At 69.4% G+C, this 19990-nt stretch carries 18 protein-coding genes; 6 read left to right on the top strand and 12 right to left on the bottom strand.

Features of this window, described 5'->3' with window-relative positions:
• Nucleotides 1-12 precede the first annotated feature (12 nt).
• The 3 genes from WDU93_RS05750 to WDU93_RS05740 all read left to right on the top strand — a co-directional run bounded on the left by WDU93_RS05750 (nt 13) and on the right by WDU93_RS05740 (nt 3375).
• Nucleotides 13-768: an alpha/beta fold hydrolase gene (locus WDU93_RS05750; protein WP_337318515.1), complete on the top strand. Its 756-nt coding sequence runs from the start codon at nt 13-15 to the stop codon at nt 766-768.
• Nucleotides 765-1925, top strand: a complete 1161-nt coding sequence (locus WDU93_RS05745; RefSeq protein ID WP_337318513.1) for an acyl-CoA dehydrogenase family protein — start codon at nt 765-767, stop codon at nt 1923-1925. The genes WDU93_RS05750 and WDU93_RS05745 overlap by 4 nt, the downstream gene beginning before the upstream one ends.
• A 79-nt stretch (nt 1926-2004) precedes the next feature.
• Complete coding sequence (locus WDU93_RS05740; RefSeq protein ID WP_337318511.1) at nt 2005-3375, top strand: aspartate aminotransferase family protein; 1371 nt, start codon at nt 2005-2007, stop codon at nt 3373-3375.
• Between the two features lie 146 nt (nt 3376-3521).
• Here the strand turns inward: WDU93_RS05740 and WDU93_RS05735 are convergent, their stop codons facing one another.
• The 7 genes from WDU93_RS05735 to WDU93_RS05705 form a co-directional block, all read right to left on the bottom strand.
• Nucleotides 3522-4061, bottom strand: coding sequence for a hypothetical protein (locus WDU93_RS05735; protein ID WP_337318509.1), 540 nt, complete (start codon nt 4059-4061; stop codon nt 3522-3524).
• A gap of 71 nt (nt 4062-4132) precedes the next feature.
• Nucleotides 4133-5791: an amidohydrolase gene (locus WDU93_RS05730; protein WP_337318507.1), complete on the bottom strand. Its 1659-nt coding sequence runs from the start codon at nt 5789-5791 to the stop codon at nt 4133-4135.
• A gap of 1 nt (nt 5792) precedes the next feature.
• Nucleotides 5793-6647, bottom strand: a complete 855-nt coding sequence (locus tag WDU93_RS05725; RefSeq protein WP_337318505.1) for an ABC transporter permease — start codon at nt 6645-6647, stop codon at nt 5793-5795.
• Nucleotides 6644-7528, bottom strand: coding sequence for an ABC transporter permease (locus tag WDU93_RS05720; protein WP_337318503.1), 885 nt, complete (start codon nt 7526-7528; stop codon nt 6644-6646). The genes WDU93_RS05725 and WDU93_RS05720 overlap by 4 nt, the downstream gene beginning before the upstream one ends.
• A complete protein-coding gene (locus WDU93_RS05715) occupies nt 7521-8705 on the bottom strand; it encodes a polyamine ABC transporter substrate-binding protein (protein WP_337318502.1) in 1185 nt (394 codons plus the stop codon). Before WDU93_RS05715 ends, WDU93_RS05720 begins: the two co-directional genes overlap by 8 nt.
• Nucleotides 8706-8760: 55 nt before the next feature.
• Complete coding sequence (locus tag WDU93_RS05710) at nt 8761-9918, bottom strand: ABC transporter ATP-binding protein (RefSeq protein ID WP_337318500.1); 1158 nt, start codon at nt 9916-9918, stop codon at nt 8761-8763.
• Between the two features lie 134 nt (nt 9919-10052).
• A complete protein-coding gene (locus WDU93_RS05705) occupies nt 10053-10325 on the bottom strand; it encodes a metal-sensitive transcriptional regulator (RefSeq protein WP_337318498.1) in 273 nt (90 codons plus the stop codon).
• A 35-nt stretch (nt 10326-10360) separates the two neighbouring features.
• Here WDU93_RS05705 and WDU93_RS05700 point away from each other — a divergent pair, with 35 nt between their 5' ends.
• Together WDU93_RS05700 and WDU93_RS05695 are read left to right on the top strand one after the other, a co-directional pair.
• Complete coding sequence (locus WDU93_RS05700) at nt 10361-11638, top strand: DUF445 domain-containing protein (RefSeq protein ID WP_337318496.1); 1278 nt, start codon at nt 10361-10363, stop codon at nt 11636-11638.
• A gap of 1 nt (nt 11639) precedes the next feature.
• Nucleotides 11640-12539 (top strand): arginase family protein, encoded by a 900-nt coding sequence (locus WDU93_RS05695; RefSeq protein ID WP_337318494.1) that lies wholly within the window; start codon nt 11640-11642, stop codon nt 12537-12539.
• Between the two features lie 27 nt (nt 12540-12566).
• Here the strand turns inward: WDU93_RS05695 and WDU93_RS05690 are convergent, their stop codons facing one another.
• The 4 genes from WDU93_RS05690 to hutH all read right to left on the bottom strand — a co-directional run bounded on the left by WDU93_RS05690 (nt 12567) and on the right by hutH (nt 17763).
• Nucleotides 12567-13211, bottom strand: coding sequence for an NAD(P)H-binding protein (locus WDU93_RS05690; RefSeq protein WP_337318493.1), 645 nt, complete (start codon nt 13209-13211; stop codon nt 12567-12569).
• Between the two features lie 37 nt (nt 13212-13248).
• Complete coding sequence (gene hutI, locus WDU93_RS05685) at nt 13249-14409, bottom strand: imidazolonepropionase (RefSeq protein ID WP_337318491.1); 1161 nt, start codon at nt 14407-14409, stop codon at nt 13249-13251.
• Nucleotides 14410-14576: 167 nt separating this feature from the next.
• Nucleotides 14577-16229, bottom strand: a complete 1653-nt coding sequence (hutU, locus tag WDU93_RS05680) for a urocanate hydratase (RefSeq protein ID WP_337318490.1) — start codon at nt 16227-16229, stop codon at nt 14577-14579.
• Nucleotides 16222-17763: a histidine ammonia-lyase gene (gene hutH / locus WDU93_RS05675; RefSeq protein WP_337318488.1), complete on the bottom strand. Its 1542-nt coding sequence runs from the start codon at nt 17761-17763 to the stop codon at nt 16222-16224. The genes hutU and hutH overlap by 8 nt, the downstream gene beginning before the upstream one ends.
• A gap of 51 nt (nt 17764-17814) precedes the next feature.
• Here hutH and WDU93_RS05670 point away from each other — a divergent pair, with 51 nt between their 5' ends.
• A complete protein-coding gene (locus WDU93_RS05670; protein WP_337318486.1) occupies nt 17815-18603 on the top strand; it encodes an IclR family transcriptional regulator in 789 nt (262 codons plus the stop codon).
• Here WDU93_RS05670 and WDU93_RS05665 read toward each other — a convergent pair.
• The coding region (locus WDU93_RS05665; RefSeq protein WP_337318485.1) for a LuxR C-terminal-related transcriptional regulator at nt 18582-19990 on the bottom strand (1409 nt) is incomplete at its 5' end. The genes WDU93_RS05670 and WDU93_RS05665 overlap by 22 nt on opposite strands.

Genomic DNA, 19990 nt, shown 5'->3' with positions numbered 1-19990 from the left:
TAGGCTGATCACATGCCTGCTCCGCTCGTCCTGCCCCGCCTCACTTGGGGTGATCCCGCGTCCACGAAGACCGTCCTGCTCGTGCACGGACTCGGCTCCTCTGCGGCCCTCATGTGGCGCATCGGCACCGCCCTGGCGGATGCCGGATGGTGCGCTGTCGCGGTCGACCTGCGCGGGCACGGGGATGCCCCGCGCGCGCTGGACTACACCGTCGCCGCGTATGCCGCCGATGTCGCGGCTGTCCGCCCGGAACGAGGAGGCGCGTGGGATGCCGTGATCGGCCACTCCCTCGGCGGCGCGGCATCCACCGTCGCCGCCGCAGCCGACCCCGACTGGACCCGCCGCCTCGTGCTCATCGACCCGGCGATCCACATCGCCGGGCGCGACGCGGGCATCATCCGCCGCAGCCAGGAGCGCGCCTTCACCGAACCGAACGTCGAGAGTGTCGGCGCCGAGCACCCGCACTGGCACCCGCAGGATGTGGAGCTCAAGGTCGACGCCGTGCGCCGCGCGAGCGCCTGGGCGGTCGAGGAGACGAGCGCCCAGAACCAGCCCTGGGATGTGCGCGAGGCAGCCGCCCGCCTGACGGTGCCCACGCACGTGGTGGGCGCCGACCCCGAGGAGTACAGCATCTTCACGGGCGATCTCGCCGATGAGGTGCTGAAGAACCCGGTCATCACGATGTCGATCGTCACCGGAGCGGGCCACTCGCCGCACCGAGACAAGCCCGAGGCGACCGTGGAGCAGATCCTGGAAGCCCTGCGATGACCGACTTCGACCCGGCCACCTATCTGCCCGACGACCTGCTCGACCGCATCCGGGAGCGCGCGCCGATCCACGACCGCGAGAACACCTTTCCGCAGGCCGACCTCGATGAGTTGCGCGCCGCCGGGTATCTGTCGATCCTCGTGCCCGCCGAGCGCGGTGGCGCAGGGCTCAGCCTCGAACAGGCCGCGATTCTGCAGCAGCGCCTCGCGACCGCCTCGCCGGCGACAGCGCTTGCGATCAACATGCACCTGGTCTGGACGGGTGTGGCGAAGGTGTTCAGCGACCGCGGCGTTCCCGGCCTGGAGTTCGTGCAAGACGGCGCCGTGGCCGGCGAAGTCTTCGCATTCGGCATCAGCGAGGGCGGCAACGACCTCGTCCTCTTCGGCAGCGACACGGATGCCGCACCCCAGCCCGACGGCGGCTACGCCTTCACCGGCACCAAGATCTTCACGTCGCTGGCGCCGGTGTGGACGAAACTCGGCCTGCATGGCCTCGACACCACCAGCGCGGATGCCCCGAAGCTCGTGTTCGCGTTCGTCGACCGGACGGATGCCGTCGTCACAAGCGACGACTGGGACACGCTCGGAATGCGCGGTACGCAGAGCCGCACCACCCGCCTGAACGGCGCCGTGGCGGCACCCGATCATGTCGTGCGCCGAATCGACCCCGGCCCGAATCCCGACCCGATCGTGTTCGGCATCTTCAGCGTCTTTGAGATCCTCTTGGCATCCGTCTACACCGGCATCGCGCGGCGCGCACTCGACCTCTCGGTCGCGGCAGTGCAGAAGCGCCGATCCAAGAAGACCGGCACGGCCTACAGCCAAGACCCCGACATCCGCTGGCGCATCGCCGACATGGCCCTCGCCTACGATGCCCTGCCCCCGCAGATCGCCGCCCTGGCCCGCGAGGTCGACGCTCAGGTCGATCACGGCGCACGCTGGTTCACCCTGCTGTCCGGCGTGAAGCACCGCGCCGTGACGATGGCCAAGCACGTCGCCGATCAGGCGATGCTCACCGGCGGTGGCGGCTCGTACTTCAGCAGCAACGAGCTCTCCCGGCTGTATCGCGACGTGCTCGCCGGGATGTTCCACCCCTCCGACCCGGAGTCCGCACACTCCACAGCCGCTTCGGCGTGGCTCGGTCCACTGGGCACCTGAACGACGGCATCCGTCGGAAAATCTCCGCCCTTCTTCGCATTCTGTTGCTCTGACTATTCCTCGATGTCAATATCGAAGCATGGACACGGAACTGCAGCGGAAAGCGAAGGATCACCTCTGGATGCACTTCACCCGTCAGTCGACGATGGAGACCTCCGGAGTGCCCGTGATCGTCAAGGGGCAGGGGCACCACATCTGGGATGCCGGGGGAAAGCAGTACATCGACGGCCTCGCCGGCCTGTTCGTCGTGAACGCCGGTCACGGTCGTCGGCGCCTCGCTGAAGCTGCTGCTCGCCAGGCCGAGGAGCTCGCGTTCTTCCCGCTGTGGTCTTACGCCCACCCGGCAGCTATCGAACTGGCTGACCGGCTCGCCGACGAGGCGCCGGGTGACCTCAACCGGGTGTTCTTCTCCACCGGTGGCGGCGAAGCGGTGGAGACCGCGTTCAAGCTCGCCAAGCATTACTGGAAGCTGCGAGGCAAGCCCACCAAGCACAAGGTGATCTCGCGCGCGGTCGCCTATCACGGCACTCCGCACGGCGCGCTGGCGATCACCGGCATCCCGGCGATGAAGGCCATGTTCGAACCGGTCACCCCTGGCGGGTTCCGGGTGCCGAACACGAACTTCTACCGCGCCGCCGAGATGGGCGCGCCGGCCGATGACCTCGAGGCCTTCGGACGCTGGGCGGCCGACCGGATCGAGGAGATGATCCTGTTCGAAGGCGCCGACACCGTCGCCGCCGTGTTCCTCGAACCGGTGCAGAACTCGGGCGGATGCTTCCCGCCGCCCCCTGGTTACTTCCAGCGGGTACGAGAGATCTGCGACCGGCACGACGTGCTGCTCGTCTCGGACGAGGTGATCTGCGCCTTCGGCCGGCTCGGCCACACCTTCGCGTGCACGGGCCTCGGGTTCGTGCCCGACATGATCACCTGCGCCAAGGGCATGACGAGCGGCTACTCCCCCATCGGCGCGACGGTCGTCAGCGACCGCATCTATGAACCGTTCTCGCACGGGGATGTCACGTTCCCGCACGGGTACACGTTCGGCGGGCATCCGGTGTCGGCGGCGGTCGCGCTGGAGAACCTCGCGATCTTCGATGAGGAGGGGCTCAACGCGCACGTGCGCGAGAACTCGCCCCTGTTCCGGGCGGAACTGGAGACGCTGCTCGACCTGCCGATCGTCGGCGACGTGCGCGGCGACGGATACTTCTTCGGGATCGAACTCGTCAAGGACAAGGCCACCCGCGAGACGTTCGACGCCGATGAGTCCGAGCGGCTGCTGCGCGGGTTCCTCTCGAAGGCGCTGTTCGACGCCGGGCTGTACTGCCGGGCGGATGACCGCGGTGACCCCGTCATCCAGCTCGCGCCGCCGCTGACAGTGGGGCCGGCGGAGTTCCGCGAGATCGGCGACATCCTGCGCGGTGTGCTCAGCGAGGCCGCCCGCATCCTCTGACCCTTCGTCTCGCTTCACTCGCTCAGGGACCGGAGAATCTGGGTCGCTGAGCCTGTCGAAGCGCCGCACCCTTCGTCTCGCTCCGCTCGCTCAGGGACCAAGCCCCGGTTCCTGAGCGAGGAGCGCAGCGACGAGACGAAGGACGCTCAGGCCAGCTCTTCGGAGACGACCTCGTAGCGGATGCCATCGGGGCTGATCACGGTGATACCGAGCGCATCGAAACCGTCGGCGCGCAGCCGTTCCGGGCTGATCTCCTCGCCCGAGATGAGCCGCAGCACACCTTCCTCGTCACGGAAGTCGTCTTCTTCATCGTCCCAGTCGATGTTGTCGACGACAGCGATCTCCACCTCGAACACGGCGACACCGTCGCGCTCGAGCAGCGTGTCGGCGACGCGTTCCGCCAACTCGTCGCTGTCATACTCCTCGACGAACATCGCGTCATAGCCGTGCCGCGCGGCATCGAAGAGCACGATCTCCTCGCCGGTGTCGACAGCTCGCGCAACGACCAGCGACGGCTGTTCATGGTCGACGATGAGGCCGTACTCCTCGAGAATGCTGCCGCTGTAGCGGATCTCGAACCGGCGGCCACCCTCTGCCGAACGCAGCGCGAACGCGCGCACGATGTCTTCGTCGCTGTCGATCGCGAGAACGTGTCCGGCCAGATGCGTGGGAGTCAGAACAGTCATGCGCCCCATGCTAGGCCCAGCCGCGCGTGGCCTCCGGGTGGGTCGCTGAGCCTGTCGCAGCGCCCCAGATCTCACTCGGCCGCGTAGACCCGCTCACCCTCGACCCAGGTGCCGAGCACGCGCGTGTTCCCGATCTCCTCGGGCGGACCGTCGAAGGGGTCGCGGTCGAGCAGGGCGAGGTCGGCCAGCATTCCCACCCCGATCGTGCCGGTCTCGGGCAGGCTGTTCACCCGCGCCGACCCAGCGGTGTACGCCTGCAGCGCGGTGCCCAGATCGATCGCCTGCTCGGGCAGGAACGGCGGGTAGTCGCCCTCCCACTGCGAGGGCGCCGAGCGACGATTCACCGCCGTGTGGATGGCCGCGAGCGGATCCGGCGTCGACACCGACCAGTCGCTGCCCGCGGCGAGCGCAGCACCGGACCGCAGCAGATCACCGAACGGATACTGCCAGCCCGCGCGCGGCTCGCCGAGGAACGGCAAGGTCAGGTCGACCATCTGCGGTTCCAGCGTCGCCCACAGCATCTGCATGTTGGCCGTCACCCCGAGCCTGCGGAACCGGGGCACGTCGTCGGGGTGCACGACCTGGATGTGCGAGATGTGGTGCGGGTTTCCGCGCGGTCCGTTGCGGCGCAGAGCCGCTTCGACGGCGTCCAGGCATTCCCGCACGGCGCGATCGCCGATCGCGTGGAAGTGCAGGGTGAAGCCCAGCGCGTCCAGGCGCGCCGCTGCCTCTTTCAACAGTTCGGGCTCGACGAACGAGATGCCGGAGTTGTCGGTGAGGTGCCCGTGCCCGTCGCAGTAGGGCTCCAGCATCGACGCGGTGAAGTTCTCGGCCACGCCGTCCTGCATGATCTTCACGCTCGTGGCCGCGAAGCGGCCGACCCGGCCGGCGTCACGTTTGGCGACGAGATCGTCGATCTGCTCCAGCCCCCGCGCGCGGTCCCACCACAGCGATCCCACCACGCGGCCGGTGAGCTCCCCCGCCGCAGCCGCCGCGAGATACGCCGGCAAAGGGTCACCCGCATCACCGTAGGAGGTGCCGACGATGGCATCCTGCCAGGCCGTGATCCCGAACGAGTGCAGGTACCGCTGCCCGACGGCGAGCGCCTCGCGCAGCCGAGCCGGCGACTCGGGCGGAAGGAGACGATTGACCAGCCCCATGGCACCTTCGTGCAGGGTGCCGGTCGGATGCCCCTCGGCATCCCGCTCGATCCGCCCGTCCTCCGGGTCAGGCGTGTCCCGCGTGATCCCGGCCAGCTCCAACGCCTTGCTGTTCACCCATGCCCCGTGCCCGTCTCGGTTGGGCAGAAAGGCGGGCCGGTCGGCGACCGCCCGGTCGAGTGCAGCTGCGGTGGGTGTGCCTCCGGGGAACGCCGACATCTGCCAGCCGCCGCCGAGCAGCCATTCGTCGTGCGGATGCTCCGCGACGTAGGCGCGGATCCGAGCGAGGTACTGCTCCTCGGTCGCCAGCTCCGACAGGTCGCAGCGCAGCATGTCGAGACCACCCCAGAGCGGGTGCACATGCGCATCCTGGAATCCGGGCACGAGCAGCCGCCCGTCCAGGTCGATCACCTCGGTCGACGGGCCGATCAGACCCGCGGCATCCACCCCGACGGCGACGATGCGACCATCGCGAACCGCGACGGCGTCCCCACGCCCGCGCGACGCATCGGAGCGGAAGACGCGGCCGCCGTACGCGCCGCCGGCGAAGATCAGGTCGGCATGCGCCATTTCAACCACCTCCCATCGTGCGCGCGATATCGGTGGCCGAGTCGCCGGCCCGCTTGAGCACCAGCGCGACGAGCGCCAGAGCGACGAGCGTCAACAGCAGCATCACCGTCGAGACGGCGGCGATCTCCGGCCGCAGGCCGCTCCGCAGTGAACTGAGCACATACACCGGCCAGGGCGTCGTGCCCGAGACCTGCACGAACGCCGAGACGACCGTGTTGTCGAGGCTCAGCGTGAACGACAGCAGGAAGCCTGCCAGCACCGCCGGCATCGCCAGCGGCAGCGTCACCTTCCAGAACGTGCGGGCGGGGGTCGCGTAGAGATCGGCGGATGCCTCTTCGAGGCGGGCATCCTGACCGACCAGGCGGGCGCGCACGATGTACGAGACGATCGCGATCGAGAACAGAGAATGGCCGATCACCAGGCGCACGGTGCCGTCGTTGAACATCGCCATACCGAGGTCCTGCCCGAGGAACACCATCCACGGCAGCAGGGCGATCGCGTCGACGATCTCGGGGGTCACCGAGACCAGCAGCAACAGACCCAGGAACCACCACACCCATCGGCCCGGCCGGCGCGCCATCGCGATCCCGGCCAGGGTCCCCAGCAGCGAGGCGAGCAGTGCGGCGATGAGTCCGGTGCGCAGAGACACCATCACCGCGTCCCGGATCGCCGGTTTCTCCACGAGCGCCGCGAACGGCGCCAGGCTGAAGCCGTCCCATGCGACGAGCAGGCGGCCCGAGTTAAACGACGAGAGGATGATCACCACGATCGGCAGGAACAGGAAGGCGAACACCACGACCGCCCAGATCGTCAGCAGACGGTCGCCGGTGCGGCCGGCAGCGCGTGCGCGGCTCATGCGGACTCTCCCAGGACGAGGCGGTTGCGGGCGCGGAACGGGTACGACACGAGCCACAGGATGAGGGCAGCGACCCCGATGGTCGCCATGATCACGAGGATCAGCAGCACCGCCATCGCCGAGCCGAGCGCCCAGTTCTGCGCGGTGCCGAACTGGCTGGCCACGAGCTGGCCGATCATGTTGCCCTGTGCCCCGCCAAGCACGGTCGCGGTGATGTAGTCGCCCATCAGCGGGATGAACACCAGCAGCACCCCGGCGATGATGCCGGGACGGGCCAGCGGCACCGTCACCCGGAGGAACGTCGTCACCGCGCTGGCGCCGAGATCTTTGCTGGCCTCGCGCAGGGGCGTGCCGACGCGGTCGAAGGCGACGAACAGCGGCAGGATCATCAGCGGCAGGTAGTTGTAGACCACGCCGATGAGCACGGCGCCCCTGGTGTAGAGGATCTCGAGGGGCCCGTCGGTGAGACCGATGCCCTGCAGCGCGGTGGAGAGCCACCCCTCGGGCGAGAGGACCACCTGCCAGCCCAGGGTGCGGACGAGGAAGTTGGTCCAGAACGGCACCATCACAAGCGCCAGCAGCAGACCTCGTCGCGACGGCGGCGCCTTGACGGCCATCCAGTACGCGACGGGAAGACCGATCAGCAGGCACAGCAGCGTGCCGATCACACCGATCCACAGCGTGTTCAGAAACGTCGTGAAAAACGTCGGCGAGAGCGCCTCGAGGTACCGATCGAAGGACAGCACGTCATTGGCATGGGTGCCGAAGATGCCGGGCTTGTACCCGAAGCTGAACCACACCACCATCGCGATCGGCGCGACGAAGAAGATGAGCAGCCAGGCCCAGGCGGGCACGGCCAGCCCGAACCGCGGACTACGCACCCGCGGCGGCCTTCGTCTTGTTCCAGATCTCGACCACGCGTGTCTGCGCGTCGGTGACCTTGCCCTCGTGCATCGTCTTCACCTGCGCCTCGTCGAAGAAGACCATGTCGAGCTTTTCGACACCGGCCTCCTCGGCGGCCTCGCGGATGCCGGCTGCACCGGTGTCGTACCCGATGTAGTCGACCTGAGCGAGCTGGTTCTCCGGCGTGAGGATGAAGTTGAGGAACGCATGCGCCGCCTCGGGGTGCGGCGCGCCGACGGCGAGCGCCCAGTTGTCCATCCACAGCTCCGTGTCGGGCGCGCCGAGCACCCACTGCCAGCGGTCGGGGTCGGGTGACTCGAGGATGCCGATGCGCGCGTCGCCGTTCCATGACTGCATGAGCACGTGCGAGGCCTGCGGGATCGCCGCCCCACCCGGGTAGGAGTCGAAGGCGGAGATGTGCGGTGCAAGCTCTTCGACGAGGAACTTCTCGCACGCGTCCAGGTCGGCCGGGTCGGTGGTGTTCCAGTCGATGCCGTTGGCCCAGTAGTAGATGCCGCCGAGCGGTGCGGGGTCGTCGAGCACCGAGGTCTTGCCCGAGGCCTCGTTCTGCGCGGCGTCGATGAAGTCGGCCCAGGTCTTCAGCTCACGGGTGATCACGGTCTTGTCGTAGACGAATCCGGTGGTGCCCCAGGCCTTGCAGATGGAGTACTCGTTCTTGGGATCCCATGCCCGGCCGAGGAAGGCCGGGTCCATGTATTCGATGTTCGGGATGAGGTCGAGGTTGAGCTTGGCGAGCAGGCCGTTCTCGATCATCTGCGGGATGAACACGCCGGTGGGCACGACGAGATCGAATCCGCTGGTGCCCTTCGCGGCGACGAGCTTGGCGATCATCTCCTCGTTGGAGCTGAAGGTGTCCATGACGACCTTCGCCCCGCTGTCGCTCGTGAAGGCCTCGATGACTTCGGGGGCGTCGTACTCGCCCCAGCTGTAGATCGACAGCGAGTCTTCGACGGTGCCGCCGGTGGCTCCCGGCGCAGGCTGCCCCAGTCCCTGGCCGCCGGGCGAGCAGGCGGTGAGGATGCCCGCAGCGCCCACCGCGGCAATCGTGCCGATGAAGCCCCGGCGGGTGAGCTGGTGCCGCAGGACAGGGGCGATGGTGCTGTCGGCAAGGATGCGAATGCTGGCGTCGTTCATGAGTGCACTCCTTCGTGCGTCTTCTCGGGCCCGCTCTGCCGGGCGGGCCCCTGCTTCAGGTACGAGCGGGTTCGGGCAGGGTGATCACATGGGTGGCGGTGGTGGGGATGCCGTCGTCGGCGAAGAGCCGCACGTCGGCGGGCGACCAGGCGCAGCGCACGTCGTCGCCGACGGCGACGTCGGGGGCGGTGGGGGCCGGGGTGCGCACGAGCACGGTTTGGCCGTCGGTCGTGCCGACGACGACCTGCAGGATCTCGCCGAGGTACGACACGCTGAGCACGCGACCGTCGATGCCCGCACCGGATGAGGCGGCCGGCTGCAGACGGATGAACTCGGGCCGGATCGCCGCGACCGCTGGGCGTCCGGGGTCGACCCGGGCGTCACCCCAGCGCCCCTCGACGACCCCGGCGGTCGTCTCGACCGCATTCCCCTGCGCGGCGACGGTGCCGCGCAGGAAGTTCTGCTGTCCGATGAAGGAGGCGACGTAGGCGGAGGCCGGCGCGGCGTACACCCGCTCCGGGGCATCCAACTGCTCGATCCGACCGGCTCGCATGACGGCGATCCGGTCGCTCATCGACAGCGCCTCGCCCTGGTCATGCGTGACGAACACGAATGTCGTGCCCAGCCGGGCCTGCAGCAGCTTGAGTTCGACCTGCATCTCTTCGCGCAGCTGCCGGTCCAGCGCCGCAAGCGGTTCGTCGAGCAGCAGCACGCTGGGGCGGTTGATCAGCGCGCGGGAGAGCGCGATGCGCTGCTGCTGACCACCCGAGAGCTGGGTGGGCTTGCGGTCGGCGAACCGACGCAGCTGCACCATGTCGAGGGCAGCGATGACCCGCTCGCGCTGTTCTGCTTTGGGCACGCGGCGCTGCTGCAGGCCGTAGGCGACGTTCTCGGCGACGGTCATGTGCGGGAAGAGCGCGTAGGCCTGGAAGACCGTGTTGACCTCACGCTTGTAGGGCGGCAGGCTCAGCACGCTGCGCCCGGAGATGCGGATGTCGCCGGCATCCGGGTACTCGAAGCCGGCGATCATGCGCAGCGTGGTGGTCTTGCCGCAGCCGGACGGGCCCAGCAGCGAGAGGAACTCCCCCGGCTCGACCGTGAGGGAGAGGTCGTCGACGGCGACGGCATCGCCGTACGTCTTCGTGATGCCCTCGATCTGCACGCCCCCGGTGCGGGTATCTGGGGCGGAATGCGACGGTGCGGAATCGGTCATGAAACCTCCACGGTGAGATCTGACTGTCGCCAGTCAATCGCAGCGAGGCGAGGAGGTACAGCGAAATGCGAAGATCGGATGCGATCTTGCGACGATATCCGTTGCAAAGGTCAGAGCCCGCAACGGATAGTCGGCTACTTTGCGTCGAACTGGAACGCCTTCATGAGTTCCTCGACGGCCTGCTCGCGCTGCTCGCCGCCGTCCTCGAACATGTGGGTGACATGCGTGCGCAGGTGGTTCTCGAGCAGCAGGCGGTTCAGCGATTCCAGCGACTTCTGGATGGCACGGGACTGCGTGATGATGTCCATGCAGTACTCCTCGTTCTCGATCATCCGCGTGACGCCGCGCAGTTGACCCTCGAGGATGCTCGCGCGATGCAGCGCCCGCTTCTTGATGTCTTCGATCACTCTTAGAGCGTAGTCGCCGTGACAGGATGGAGGGCATGTCGCGTACGCCGATGGCGCTGCTCTCGCCCGCCGATCAAGAGCGGTTGCGGGGACTGCGCCGGATGAAGGCCGTTGCCCTGGGGGCACTGATCGTGATGGCAATCATCTTCGTGATCGCCTTCTGGCTGCAGGGGCGCTACCCGTGGTTGGGCTACGTGCGGGCGGCCGCCGAGGGTGGCATGGTCGGCGCTCTGGCCGACTGGTTCGCCGTGACCGCCCTGTTCCGGCATCCGCTGGGTCTGCCCATCCCGCACACCGCGATCATCCCCAACCGCAAGGACGAGATCGGTCGGTCGCTGGGCGAGTTCGTCGAGACGAACTTCCTCTCGTCCGAGGTAGTGCGCGAGAAGGTTTCGACGACGGCGGTCGCGCAGCGCCTGGGCGACTGGTTGTCGCAGCCCGTGCACGCCGAGCGGGTGGCCACCGAGGGCTCCGCGATCGCGTCCGCCGTGCTGCGTGCGCTCAGCGATGACGATGTGCGCGACCTCATCGCCGACCTCGCCAGGGAGCACCTCGTCGACCCCGAGTGGGGGCCGCCTGCGGGAGCGTGGCTTGAGCGCATCGTCGAGGCGGACGCGCACCGCGGCGCCGTCGACCTCGCCGTGGACAGCATCCACACGTGGCTCGACGCCAACGCCACCGCATTCACGGGACTCATCTCGCGCCGCCTCCCGTCCTGGGTGCCGCGCATGGCGCACCGTTTCGTCGACGAGACCGCTTACAACGAGGCCGTGAAGTTCATCCGCGCTGTGCAGGCCGATCCGCAGCATCCGGCCCGGCTGGCGATCGACGGCTACCTGGCACGCCTGGCCGATGGCCTGCAGCACGATCCCGAGATGCGGGCCCGCCTCGAGCGCGCGAAGGCCGGCGTGTTCGACAGTCCCCGCGTGGGAGAGCTCGCCGCGCAGGTGTGGAACACCGCCAAGGCCGGGCTGCTCGATTCGCTCGCCGACTCGGACAGCGGTCTGCGCCGGCGCGCTGTGGCCGCCCTCGTCGACATCGGTGGGCGCCTGCAGTCTGATGCTGGGCTGCAGCGACGCGTGGATGGGTGGGCGACCGAGGCCGCGGTCTTCCTCGTCGACCGCTACCGGCACGACATCGCGTCGATCATCACCGACACGGTCGAGCGGTGGGATGCCGCCGAGACGACCGAGAAGATCGAGCTCATGGTCGGTCGCGACCTGCAGTACATCCGCCTGAACGGCACGATCGTGGGCGCCCTCGCCGGGCTGGCCATCTTCGCCGTCGCTCATGCCCTGATCCCCGGAGTCTGACATGGCCCTCTCCCACGACCCGCTCTGGCCGCGCGCCGGCGGCTGGCCCGCCTTCGATGCCGACGCGGATGCCGATGCGGCGATCCTCGGCGTTCCCGCGTGGCGCACCTCGCTCTCCCCGACGGGGGCGCACGCCACGCCTGCCGCCGTGCGCGAGGCGCTGGCCCGGTACAGCCCCACGCTGATGGGTCCGCCGCCGGTGGATCTGAACGCCGTGCTGCGCATCCGGGATGCGGGGGATGTCGCGGAGCCGGACGGCGACGAGGGTGTCGCTGCCGTCGTCGCTCGCGTGCGGGGGCTGGAACCGGCGTTCGTCATCGCCCTCGGAGGCGACAACTCGGTGACGTACGGCGTCGCGCGGGGCGCACGGGCGACGGGTCTGATCACGTTCGACGCGCACTTCGACCTGCGCGACGGCGTCTCCAACGGATCGCCCGTGCGCCGGCTCGTCGAAGACGCACCGGACGGCGAGCGCATCGATCCGACGCGGATCGTGCAGATCGGCATCTCCGACTTCACCAACTCTGTCGCCTACGCGCAGCGCGCCCTCGACTGGGGCATCCGCGTGATCACCCTCGATGAGGTGCGTCGACGCGGCATTGACGACGTCGTCGCCGAGGCACTCGAGATCGCCGGTGCGGGCCCCGACGCCCGCATCCATTTGGATGTCGACGTCGACGTGTGCGACCGCGCCGTGACACCCGGGTGCCCGGCGAGCGCACCCGGGGGCCTGGCGGCGTGGGAGCTGCGCGCACTGACCCGTGCGGTCACGTCGGATGCCCGGGTCGTCAGCGCCGACCTCGTCGAGGTGGATGCCACCACCGACACACCTGATGGGCGGACGGTGCGACTCACGGCGCTGTGCGTGCTGGAGATGCTCGCCGGCCTCGCGGCGCGCTGACCGCGGGGCTACCCGGCGAGCGCTGCGTCAGCCGCGCAGCGCCTCGGCGATCGGCACGGTGCCGTCGTTGAAGCGGATCGTGCGGCCGATGGTGGCCGGCTCGATGAGGGTCTGCGCGACGACCAGCGCCACGTTTCCCCTCGACACCTCACCGGAGTCATCCGCCTCGGCGTCGATCAGACCGGTGGGTTCGGCAAGCGTCAGGCGGCTCGGGCCGAGCACCGTCCAGTCCAGGGTGCTGCGGCGCAGGTGCGCGTCGGCCGCGGCCTTCGCTTCGGCGTAGGCGAAGAACCCGTCGGCTTCGTCGATGCCATGCGTGGGTGAGGATCCGAAGTAGGACACCATCACGTAGCGCGCAACGCCCGCATCGCGGGCTGCGTCCATCGAGCGGATCGCCCCGTCACGGTCGACCGCCATGGTGCGCTCGGCGTCGCCGCCTCCGGCACCGGCCGACCAGACAACGGCATCCTGGCCTTCCAGCATGCGGGCGACGCCGCCGCGCGTCTCGCGTTCGATGTCGAACACGACGGGCGTGGCGCCGAGCGCACGCAGCTCGTCGGCGTGGGTGTCGTCACGGATCACCGCGGAGACCTCGTCGCCGCGGGCGGCGAGCAGCGGGATGAGCAGACGGGCGACTTTGCCGCGGCCGCCGAAGATCGTGATGCGAGTCATCACCCCACGCTACCCCGGCCTGCCGGCACCGGGGTCGTCACTCGAGGCGGGCGATGCCGTCCTTCCACACCTGGGCGACCAGGGGCACCCCTGGCCGGTAGGCGAGGTGCACGCGGGTCGGGGCATCGAGCAGCACGAGGTCGGCGCGCATGCCTGCGGCGATCACGCCCACGTCATCGCGGCGCAGTGCGGCCGCTCCCCCGGCGGTCGCCGCCCACACCGCCTCGGCGGTCGTCATGCCCATGTCACGCACGGCGACGGCGATGCAGAACGGCATCGACGAGGTGAAGCTCGAGCCGGGGTTGGTGTCACAGGCAAGCGCGACGGTCACGCCGGCGTCGATCAGCCGCCGCGCGTCGGGGTAGGGCTGGCGGGTCGAGAACTCCACGCCGGGCAGCAGGGTGAGCACAGTGTCCGAGGCGGCGAGCGCGGCGATGTCGGTCTCGGTCAGGTAGGTGCCGTGGTCGACGGATGCCGCCCCCACCTCGATCGCCAGCTGGATGCCCGCGCCCGGGCCGAGCTGGCTGGCGTGCACGCGCGGGGCGAGCCCCTTGGCGATGCCCGCCTCGAGCACGCGCCGGGACTGCTCCACGGTGAAGGCGCCGGTCTCGCAGAACACGTCGACCCACTTCGCGTGCGGCGCGCAGGCGTCGAGCATCGGTCCGATCACGAGGTCGACGTAGTCGTCGCCGCGATCGGCGTACTCGGCGGGCACGACGTGCGCCCCGAGGAAGGTCACCTCGGGGGTGACCTCGGCGGCCAGGCGCACGAGGCGCTCCTCGGTCGCGACGTCGAGCCCGTAGCCGCTCTTGATCTCGACCGTGGTGGTGCCCTGGGCGAGCATCTCGGCGAGGAAGCCCTGCAACCGCTCGCGCAGGTCGTCGTCGGAGGCGGTTCTGGTGGCGGCGACGGTGGAGCGGATGCCGCCGGCGGCATACTTCTGGCCTGCCATGCGCGCCTCGAACTCCGAGGCGCGGTCGCCGCCGAAGACGAGGTGGCTGTGGCTGTCGACGAAACCGGGGATGACGGCTCGCCCCCCGGCATCCACGATCTCCTCCGCCGCGGGAGCGTCGGCGGCGTCACCGACCCAGACGATGAGCCCGTCATCGACCAGCACCGCAGCATCGTGGCGCGTGCCGCTGCGGTCGTCGCCCGCCGCGACGTTCGTCGTCAGTTCACCGATGTTCGTGATCAGCATCCGCCCACCCATCTCACCCTCCGCACCCCTCATCCGCCGCACCCCTCATCCTTGTCCCACTTTCCGCCCCACGTGTCCCACTTTCTGCAGAGCATGTCCCACTTTCTGCTGTCAAACCGGGGTCATAACAGCAGAAAGTGGGACATGGGTCTGGCGGCGGAGGGGCGTCAGAGCATCGGCACCTTCAGGCCGCGCTCGCGGGCGACATCCTTGGCGTGCTCGTAGCCGGCATCCACATGGCGCATGACGCCGGTGCCGGGGTCATTGGTCAACACGCGCTCGAGCTTCTCCGCGGCCAGCGGCGTACCGTCGGCGACGGTGACCTGACCGGCGTGGATGCTGCGCCCGATGCCGACGCCGCCGCCGTGGTGCAGCGAGACCCAGGATGCCCCGGATGCCGTGTTCAGCAGCGCGTTCAGCAGTGGCCAGTCGGCGATCGCGTCGGAGCCGTCCTTCATGGCCTCGGTCTCACGGTACGGAGAGGCGACCGAACCCGAGTCGAGGTGATCGCGGCCGATGACGATCGGTGCCTTCAGCTCGCCTGAGGCGACCATCTCGTTGAACTTCAGCCCGGCGAGGTGACGCTCCTTGTAGCCGAGCCAGCAGATGCGGGCGGGCAGCCCCTCGAAGTGCACCTTCTCGCCGGCCTTCTCCAGCCACCGGTGCAGCGCGGCATCCTCCGGGAAGAGCTCCGCGATCGCCCGGTCGGTCTTGTAGATGTCCTCCGGGTCGCCCGAGAGCGCCGCCCACCGGAACGGCCCGCGCCCCTCCTCGAACTGCGGACGGATGTACGCCGGTACAAAGCCGGGGAAGGCGAACGCACGGTCGAAGCCGCCAAGCTCTGCCTCGGCACGGATCGAGTTGCCGTAATCGAACACCGCGGCGCCGCCATCCTGGAAGGCGACCATCGCGGCCACATGCGCGGCCATCGACTCCCGCGAGCGGCGGGTGAACTCCTCGGGATCACGCTCGGCCTCCGCCTTCCAGTCGTCGAAGGCGATGCCGACCGGCAGGTACGCCAGCGGATCGTGAGCGCTGGTCTGATCCGTCACCACGTCGATCGGCACACCGCGGCGCAACAGCTCGGGGAACAGCTCCGCGGCGTTGCCGACGACGCCGACGGAGAGCGCCTCACCGGCATCCTTCGCGGCCACGGCACGTGCGACGGCTTCGTCGAGGTCGGTGGTGTACTCGTCGAGGTAGCCGTGCTCGACCCGTCGCGCCAGACGCGACTCGTCGACGTCGACGATGAGCACGGCACCCTCGTTGAGTGTGACGGCGAGCGGCTGCGCGCCGCCCATGCCGCCCGCGCCTCCGGTGAGGGTGAGCGTGCCGCGGAGCGAGTCGCGGCCGAGCGAACGCGCGACGGCGGCGAACGTCTCGTAGGTGCCCTGCAGGATGCCCTGGGTGCCGATGTAGATCCACGACCCTGCGGTCATCTGCCCGTACATGGTCAGACCCAGCGCCTCGAGGCGGCGGAACTCGGGCCAGTTCGCCCAGTCACCGACGAGGTTGGAGTTGGCGATGAGCACACGCGGCGCCCACTCGTGGGTGCGGAACACGCCGACCGGTTTGCCGGACTGCACGAGCAGCGTCTCGTCGGGTTCGAGCTCGTCGAGCGTGCGCACGATCGCGTCGTACGCCTCCCAGCTGCGGGCGGCGCGACCGGTGCCGCCGTAGACGACGAGGTCTTCGGGGTGTTCGGCGACCTCGGGGTCGAGGTTGTTCATCAGCATCCGCTTGGCGGCCTCGGCACCCCAGCTCTTGGCGGTGCGCTCGTTGCCGCGGGCGGCGCGGACGGTGCGGGTGAGGTCAGACATTCGCGTGCTCCTTCGCAGTGGCGAGGACGGCACCGGAGCGGACGAGCTCGGTGACGGCCTCCATGTCGGGTGAGAGGAAGTGGTCGGGGCCGGGTCCGGCGGCGACGGTGCGGACGAGATCGCGCACGGCACCGGTGGCAGGTCCTGCCTGCAGCGGGGCGCGCAGATCCAGGGCGCGGGCGCCGGTGAGGATCTCGATCGCGAGGACGCGCGTGAGCCCATCGATCGCGCGACGCAGCTTGCGTGCGGCCGCCCATCCCATCGAGACGTGGTCCTCCTGCATGGCGGATGACGGGATGGAGTCGACGGATGCCGGCGCGGCCAGTCGCTTGAGCTCCGAGACAATGCCTGCCGCCGCGTACTGGGCGATCATGAGCCCGGAGTCGACCCCCACCTCGTGTGCGAGGAACGGCGGCAGGCCGTGGCTGCGGGCCGGGTCGAGCGCGCGGTCGGTGCGACGCTCGGAGACAGAGGCGACGTCGGCCACCGAGATCGCGAGGAAATCGAGCACGGCGGCCACGGGCGCGCCGTGGAAGTTGCCGTTGGATTCGATGCGCCCGTCGGAAGTGATGACAGGGTTGTCGATGACGGATGCCAGCTCGCGTTCGGCGATCATCGTGGCGTGGGCCATGGTGTCGCGCGCGGTGCCGTGCACCTGCGGCGAGCAACGCAGCGAGTAGGCGTCCTGCACGCGCCCGTCGTCAGGCCCCTTGTGGCTGGCGACCATGGGCGAGTCGCCGAGGAAGGCGCGCAGATTCGCCGCGGATGCCGCTTGTCCCAGCTGCGGACGCAGTGCCATGAGGTCGGCGGCGAACACGGCATCCGTGCCCAACTGCGACTCGATCGACATCGCGGCGGACAGGTCGGCGGTGGTGACGAGAGTCTCGAGGTCGTGCAGGGCAAGCACGAGCATCCCGAGCATCCCGTCGGTGCCGTTGATGAGGGCGAGCCCCTCCTTCTCGACGAGCACGAGCGGCTCGATGCCGGCGGACGCGAGCGCCTCGGATGCCGGCTGCAAGACGCCGGCGGCGTCACGAACATCGCCCTCCCCCATGGCCGCCAATGCGACGTGCGAGAGCGGGGCAAGGTCCCCGGAGCACCCGAGCGAGCCGTACTCACGGACGATCGGCGTGATGCCGGCATTGAGCATGGCGGCGTAGGTGTCGACCACGACGGGGCGCACACCGGTGTGACCCGAGGCGAGGGTCTGCAGGCGCAGCAGCTGCAGGGCGCGCACGACCTCGGTCTCGACCTCGGGGCCGGTGCCGGCCGCGTGGGAGCGGATGAGGCTGACCTGCAGCTGGCGGCGACGGTCGGGCGCGATGAACGTGGTCGCGAGGGCACCGAAACCGGTGGAGACCCCGTAGTGCGGATGCGGGTCTGCGGCGAGTCCGTCGATCACGGCACGGGCGGCGATCACCCGCTCACGCGCTTCGTCGGCGATGACGACAGGGGCGTGATGGCGAGCGACGGCGACGACATCGGCCGGCGACAGGGTCGCCGCGCCGACGATGACGGGGGTGGTGATCTGCATACTTCGATTCCACACCGTCTCGGCGCGCGATCGGATGCCGCATGGCAGACTGTGTCTGTGATCTCAGACAATACCGACGGTGTCGGGAGCCGCCCGCAAGTGCCAGCGGCCGATCACACCCTGCGCATCCTTCGCCACCTGGCCCGGCGGCCGGCACCGGTCGCCGCCTCCGCGCTGGCTCGCGATCTGGGTATCCCCCGCTCGACGATCTATCACCTGCTCGCCACACTCGAGGAGCATGGGTTCGTCGTGCACCTACCGCAAGAGCGGCGCTGGGGTCTGGGCACGAGCGCGTTCGAGCTCGCCGGCGGCTATGCCCGACAGGAGCCGCTCGCGCGGCTCGGCCGACCGTTGCTGGCCACGCTGGTCGACCGGCTCGGCGAGAGCGCGCACCTGGCGGTGATGAGCGGGCGCGACGTGCTGTACATCGTCGAGGAGCGGGCGGCTCGCCGCCCCGCGCTGGTGACAGAGGTGGGCGTGCGACTGCCGGCGCACCTCACCGCCACTGGGCGGGCCATGCTGGCAGCGCTGCCTGCCAGTCAGGTGCGTGCGCTGTATCCCGATGCGGCCGCGTTCACCGAGCGCACCGGGCACGGACCCACGCGTCCGAGCGAGTTGCGCAGCATCCTGCAGGCGGTGCGCAGCTCGGGCTACGCGAGCGAGGACGGCGAGGTGACGGCCGCGTTCCGTTCCGTGGGTGTGCCGGTGCAGGATGCCTCGGGCTGGCCGGTGGCGGCGGCCGCGGTCACCTGGTCGGCTGAGCGGGAGCTCGACCCCGAGCGCGCGGTCGCGGCCCTGCGTGAGACGGCGACGGAGCTTCAACGCAGACTGCGGCGCTGACCGGAACCGGATGCCGCACCCGCAATCGCCGCGCGCGACGGGAGCTCCCACCGCTGCAGCACCGCTCCCACATGCTTTTCGACGGTGGACTCACTCACCCCCAACTGGTCGGCGATCGCCCGATTGGTCGACCCGGCCACGATGAGCTCGACGACCTGCCACTGCCGTCCGGTGAGCCCCGGGCGCGGGACATCGTCACCCAAGCGTCCGCCCAGAGCCGCCGCGACGCCGGCCCGCGTCGCGACGCCGAAGGCGTGCAGCACACGGGAGACGTGGATGCGCACAGTGTGCTCAGAGAGGTACTCGATCGCGGCGATGTCAGCGTTGCTGAGTCCTGCCGCAATGTGCAGTCCGATCTGTCGTTCCCGTGGCGAGAGGACTTCCCAGCCGTGGTGTGCTGCGGGCGGCAGCCGGCGACCGATCGCGCGCAGCTCGCGCGCGGCGGACGCACGCACCGAGGCGAAGCCGGCAGGATCGGTGCGAGCGACGACCTGTTCGAAGTGACGGGTGGCCTCACCGCGCTCCTGCAGCGCGATCCGCGCCTTTCCGACGAGCAGTTCGGCAGCGACGGCTTCGAACTCTCGGCCACGCTCGCGTGCGCGTCGTACCGAGCGTTCTGCCGCGAGCAGCGCGCCCTGCGCGTCTCCCTCTGCGAGCGCCACCCGGCTGATGATTCGGTCGACTGTGGGCCCGCCAATAGGGTGATCGACGAACGGCATCGCCCGCAGTAGCCACGCTCGCGCCGCGTCGAAGTCCCCCTCGTCCAGCGCCACGCGGGTGAGCACTTCGAGCGCCCAGCCGCGATCGACCGTGCGAATACGCGCGAAGTCGGCGCTGACAGCGGCGCGCAGGACCGCGCGCGCGGCCGTCGTGGTGTCGTTGTCGAGATCGGCGGCATATGCGGCAAGCAGCAGGACGCCGCTCAACGCGGCGTTCGTCGGTGACAGGTCGGATGCCAGGATGCTGCGCACGCCAGCTCGCGCCCTCGTGCGCCGACCACCCGCGGCGGCGATGAAGGTCAGGGTGGCAGAGAGAAAAAGCCGCGCGGACGGGGGAACGTCGAGTGCCATTCCCGCCTCCGCTTCGTGCGCAGCACCGATGACATCACCGGCGAACAGCCGGACGCGAGCACGAAACGCGTGTACGAATGGCAGGAACGGATGCATTCCGCCGAACAGCTCCACCGGTGCGGGCATCACGTGGAGAAACTGCGCCGCGAGGTCGATCCGGGCTTCCGACAGCGCGGATTCACCAAGCATGCAGAGCAGAGGGATGCGCAGCTCCGGACGGAAAGCGGCATGCAGGTCAAGGGCCTCATCCAACGAGATGGTCGGCGCTTGGCTGAGAGCACCCGAACGCGCGAGTCCGCCGGCCGCTGCCGTTAACG

This window comes from Microbacterium istanbulense (assembly GCF_037204145.1).
Classification (GTDB): domain Bacteria; phylum Actinomycetota; class Actinomycetes; order Actinomycetales; family Microbacteriaceae; genus Microbacterium; species Microbacterium istanbulense.
The sequence above is the reverse complement of the archived record's forward strand: the minus strand, read 5'-3'. Positions and strand labels throughout refer to the sequence as shown.

What these genes read in the sequence shown, in the direction of transcription:
- WDU93_RS05700 (WP_337318496.1), top strand. Translation starts at nt 10,361, where the DNA reads ATGTCGCGTACGCCGATGGCGCTGCTCTCGCCCGCCGATCAAGAGCGG.
- WDU93_RS05710 (WP_337318500.1), bottom strand. Translation starts at nt 9,918, where the DNA reads ATGACCGATTCCGCACCGTCGCATTCCGCCCCAGATACCCGCACCGGG.
- WDU93_RS05730 (WP_337318507.1), bottom strand. Translation starts at nt 5,791, where the DNA reads ATGGCGCATGCCGACCTGATCTTCGCCGGCGGCGCGTACGGCGGCCGC.
- WDU93_RS05715 (WP_337318502.1), bottom strand. Translation starts at nt 8,705, where the DNA reads ATGAACGACGCCAGCATTCGCATCCTTGCCGACAGCACCATCGCCCCT.
- WDU93_RS05735 (WP_337318509.1), bottom strand. Translation starts at nt 4,061, where the DNA reads ATGACTGTTCTGACTCCCACGCATCTGGCCGGACACGTTCTCGCGATC.
- WDU93_RS05725 (WP_337318505.1), bottom strand. Translation starts at nt 6,647, where the DNA reads ATGAGCCGCGCACGCGCTGCCGGCCGCACCGGCGACCGTCTGCTGACG.
- hutH (WP_337318488.1), bottom strand. Translation starts at nt 17,763, where the DNA reads ATGCAGATCACCACCCCCGTCATCGTCGGCGCGGCGACCCTGTCGCCG.
- hutU (WP_337318490.1), bottom strand. Translation starts at nt 16,229, where the DNA reads ATGTCTGACCTCACCCGCACCGTCCGCGCCGCCCGCGGCAACGAGCGC.
- WDU93_RS05750 (WP_337318515.1), top strand. Translation starts at nt 13, where the DNA reads ATGCCTGCTCCGCTCGTCCTGCCCCGCCTCACTTGGGGTGATCCCGCG.
- WDU93_RS05745 (WP_337318513.1), top strand. Translation starts at nt 765, where the DNA reads ATGACCGACTTCGACCCGGCCACCTATCTGCCCGACGACCTGCTCGAC.
- WDU93_RS05740 (WP_337318511.1), top strand. Translation starts at nt 2,005, where the DNA reads ATGGACACGGAACTGCAGCGGAAAGCGAAGGATCACCTCTGGATGCAC.
- WDU93_RS05695 (WP_337318494.1), top strand. Translation starts at nt 11,640, where the DNA reads ATGGCCCTCTCCCACGACCCGCTCTGGCCGCGCGCCGGCGGCTGGCCC.
- WDU93_RS05690 (WP_337318493.1), bottom strand. Translation starts at nt 13,211, where the DNA reads ATGACTCGCATCACGATCTTCGGCGGCCGCGGCAAAGTCGCCCGTCTG.
- hutI (WP_337318491.1), bottom strand. Translation starts at nt 14,409, where the DNA reads ATGCTGATCACGAACATCGGTGAACTGACGACGAACGTCGCGGCGGGC.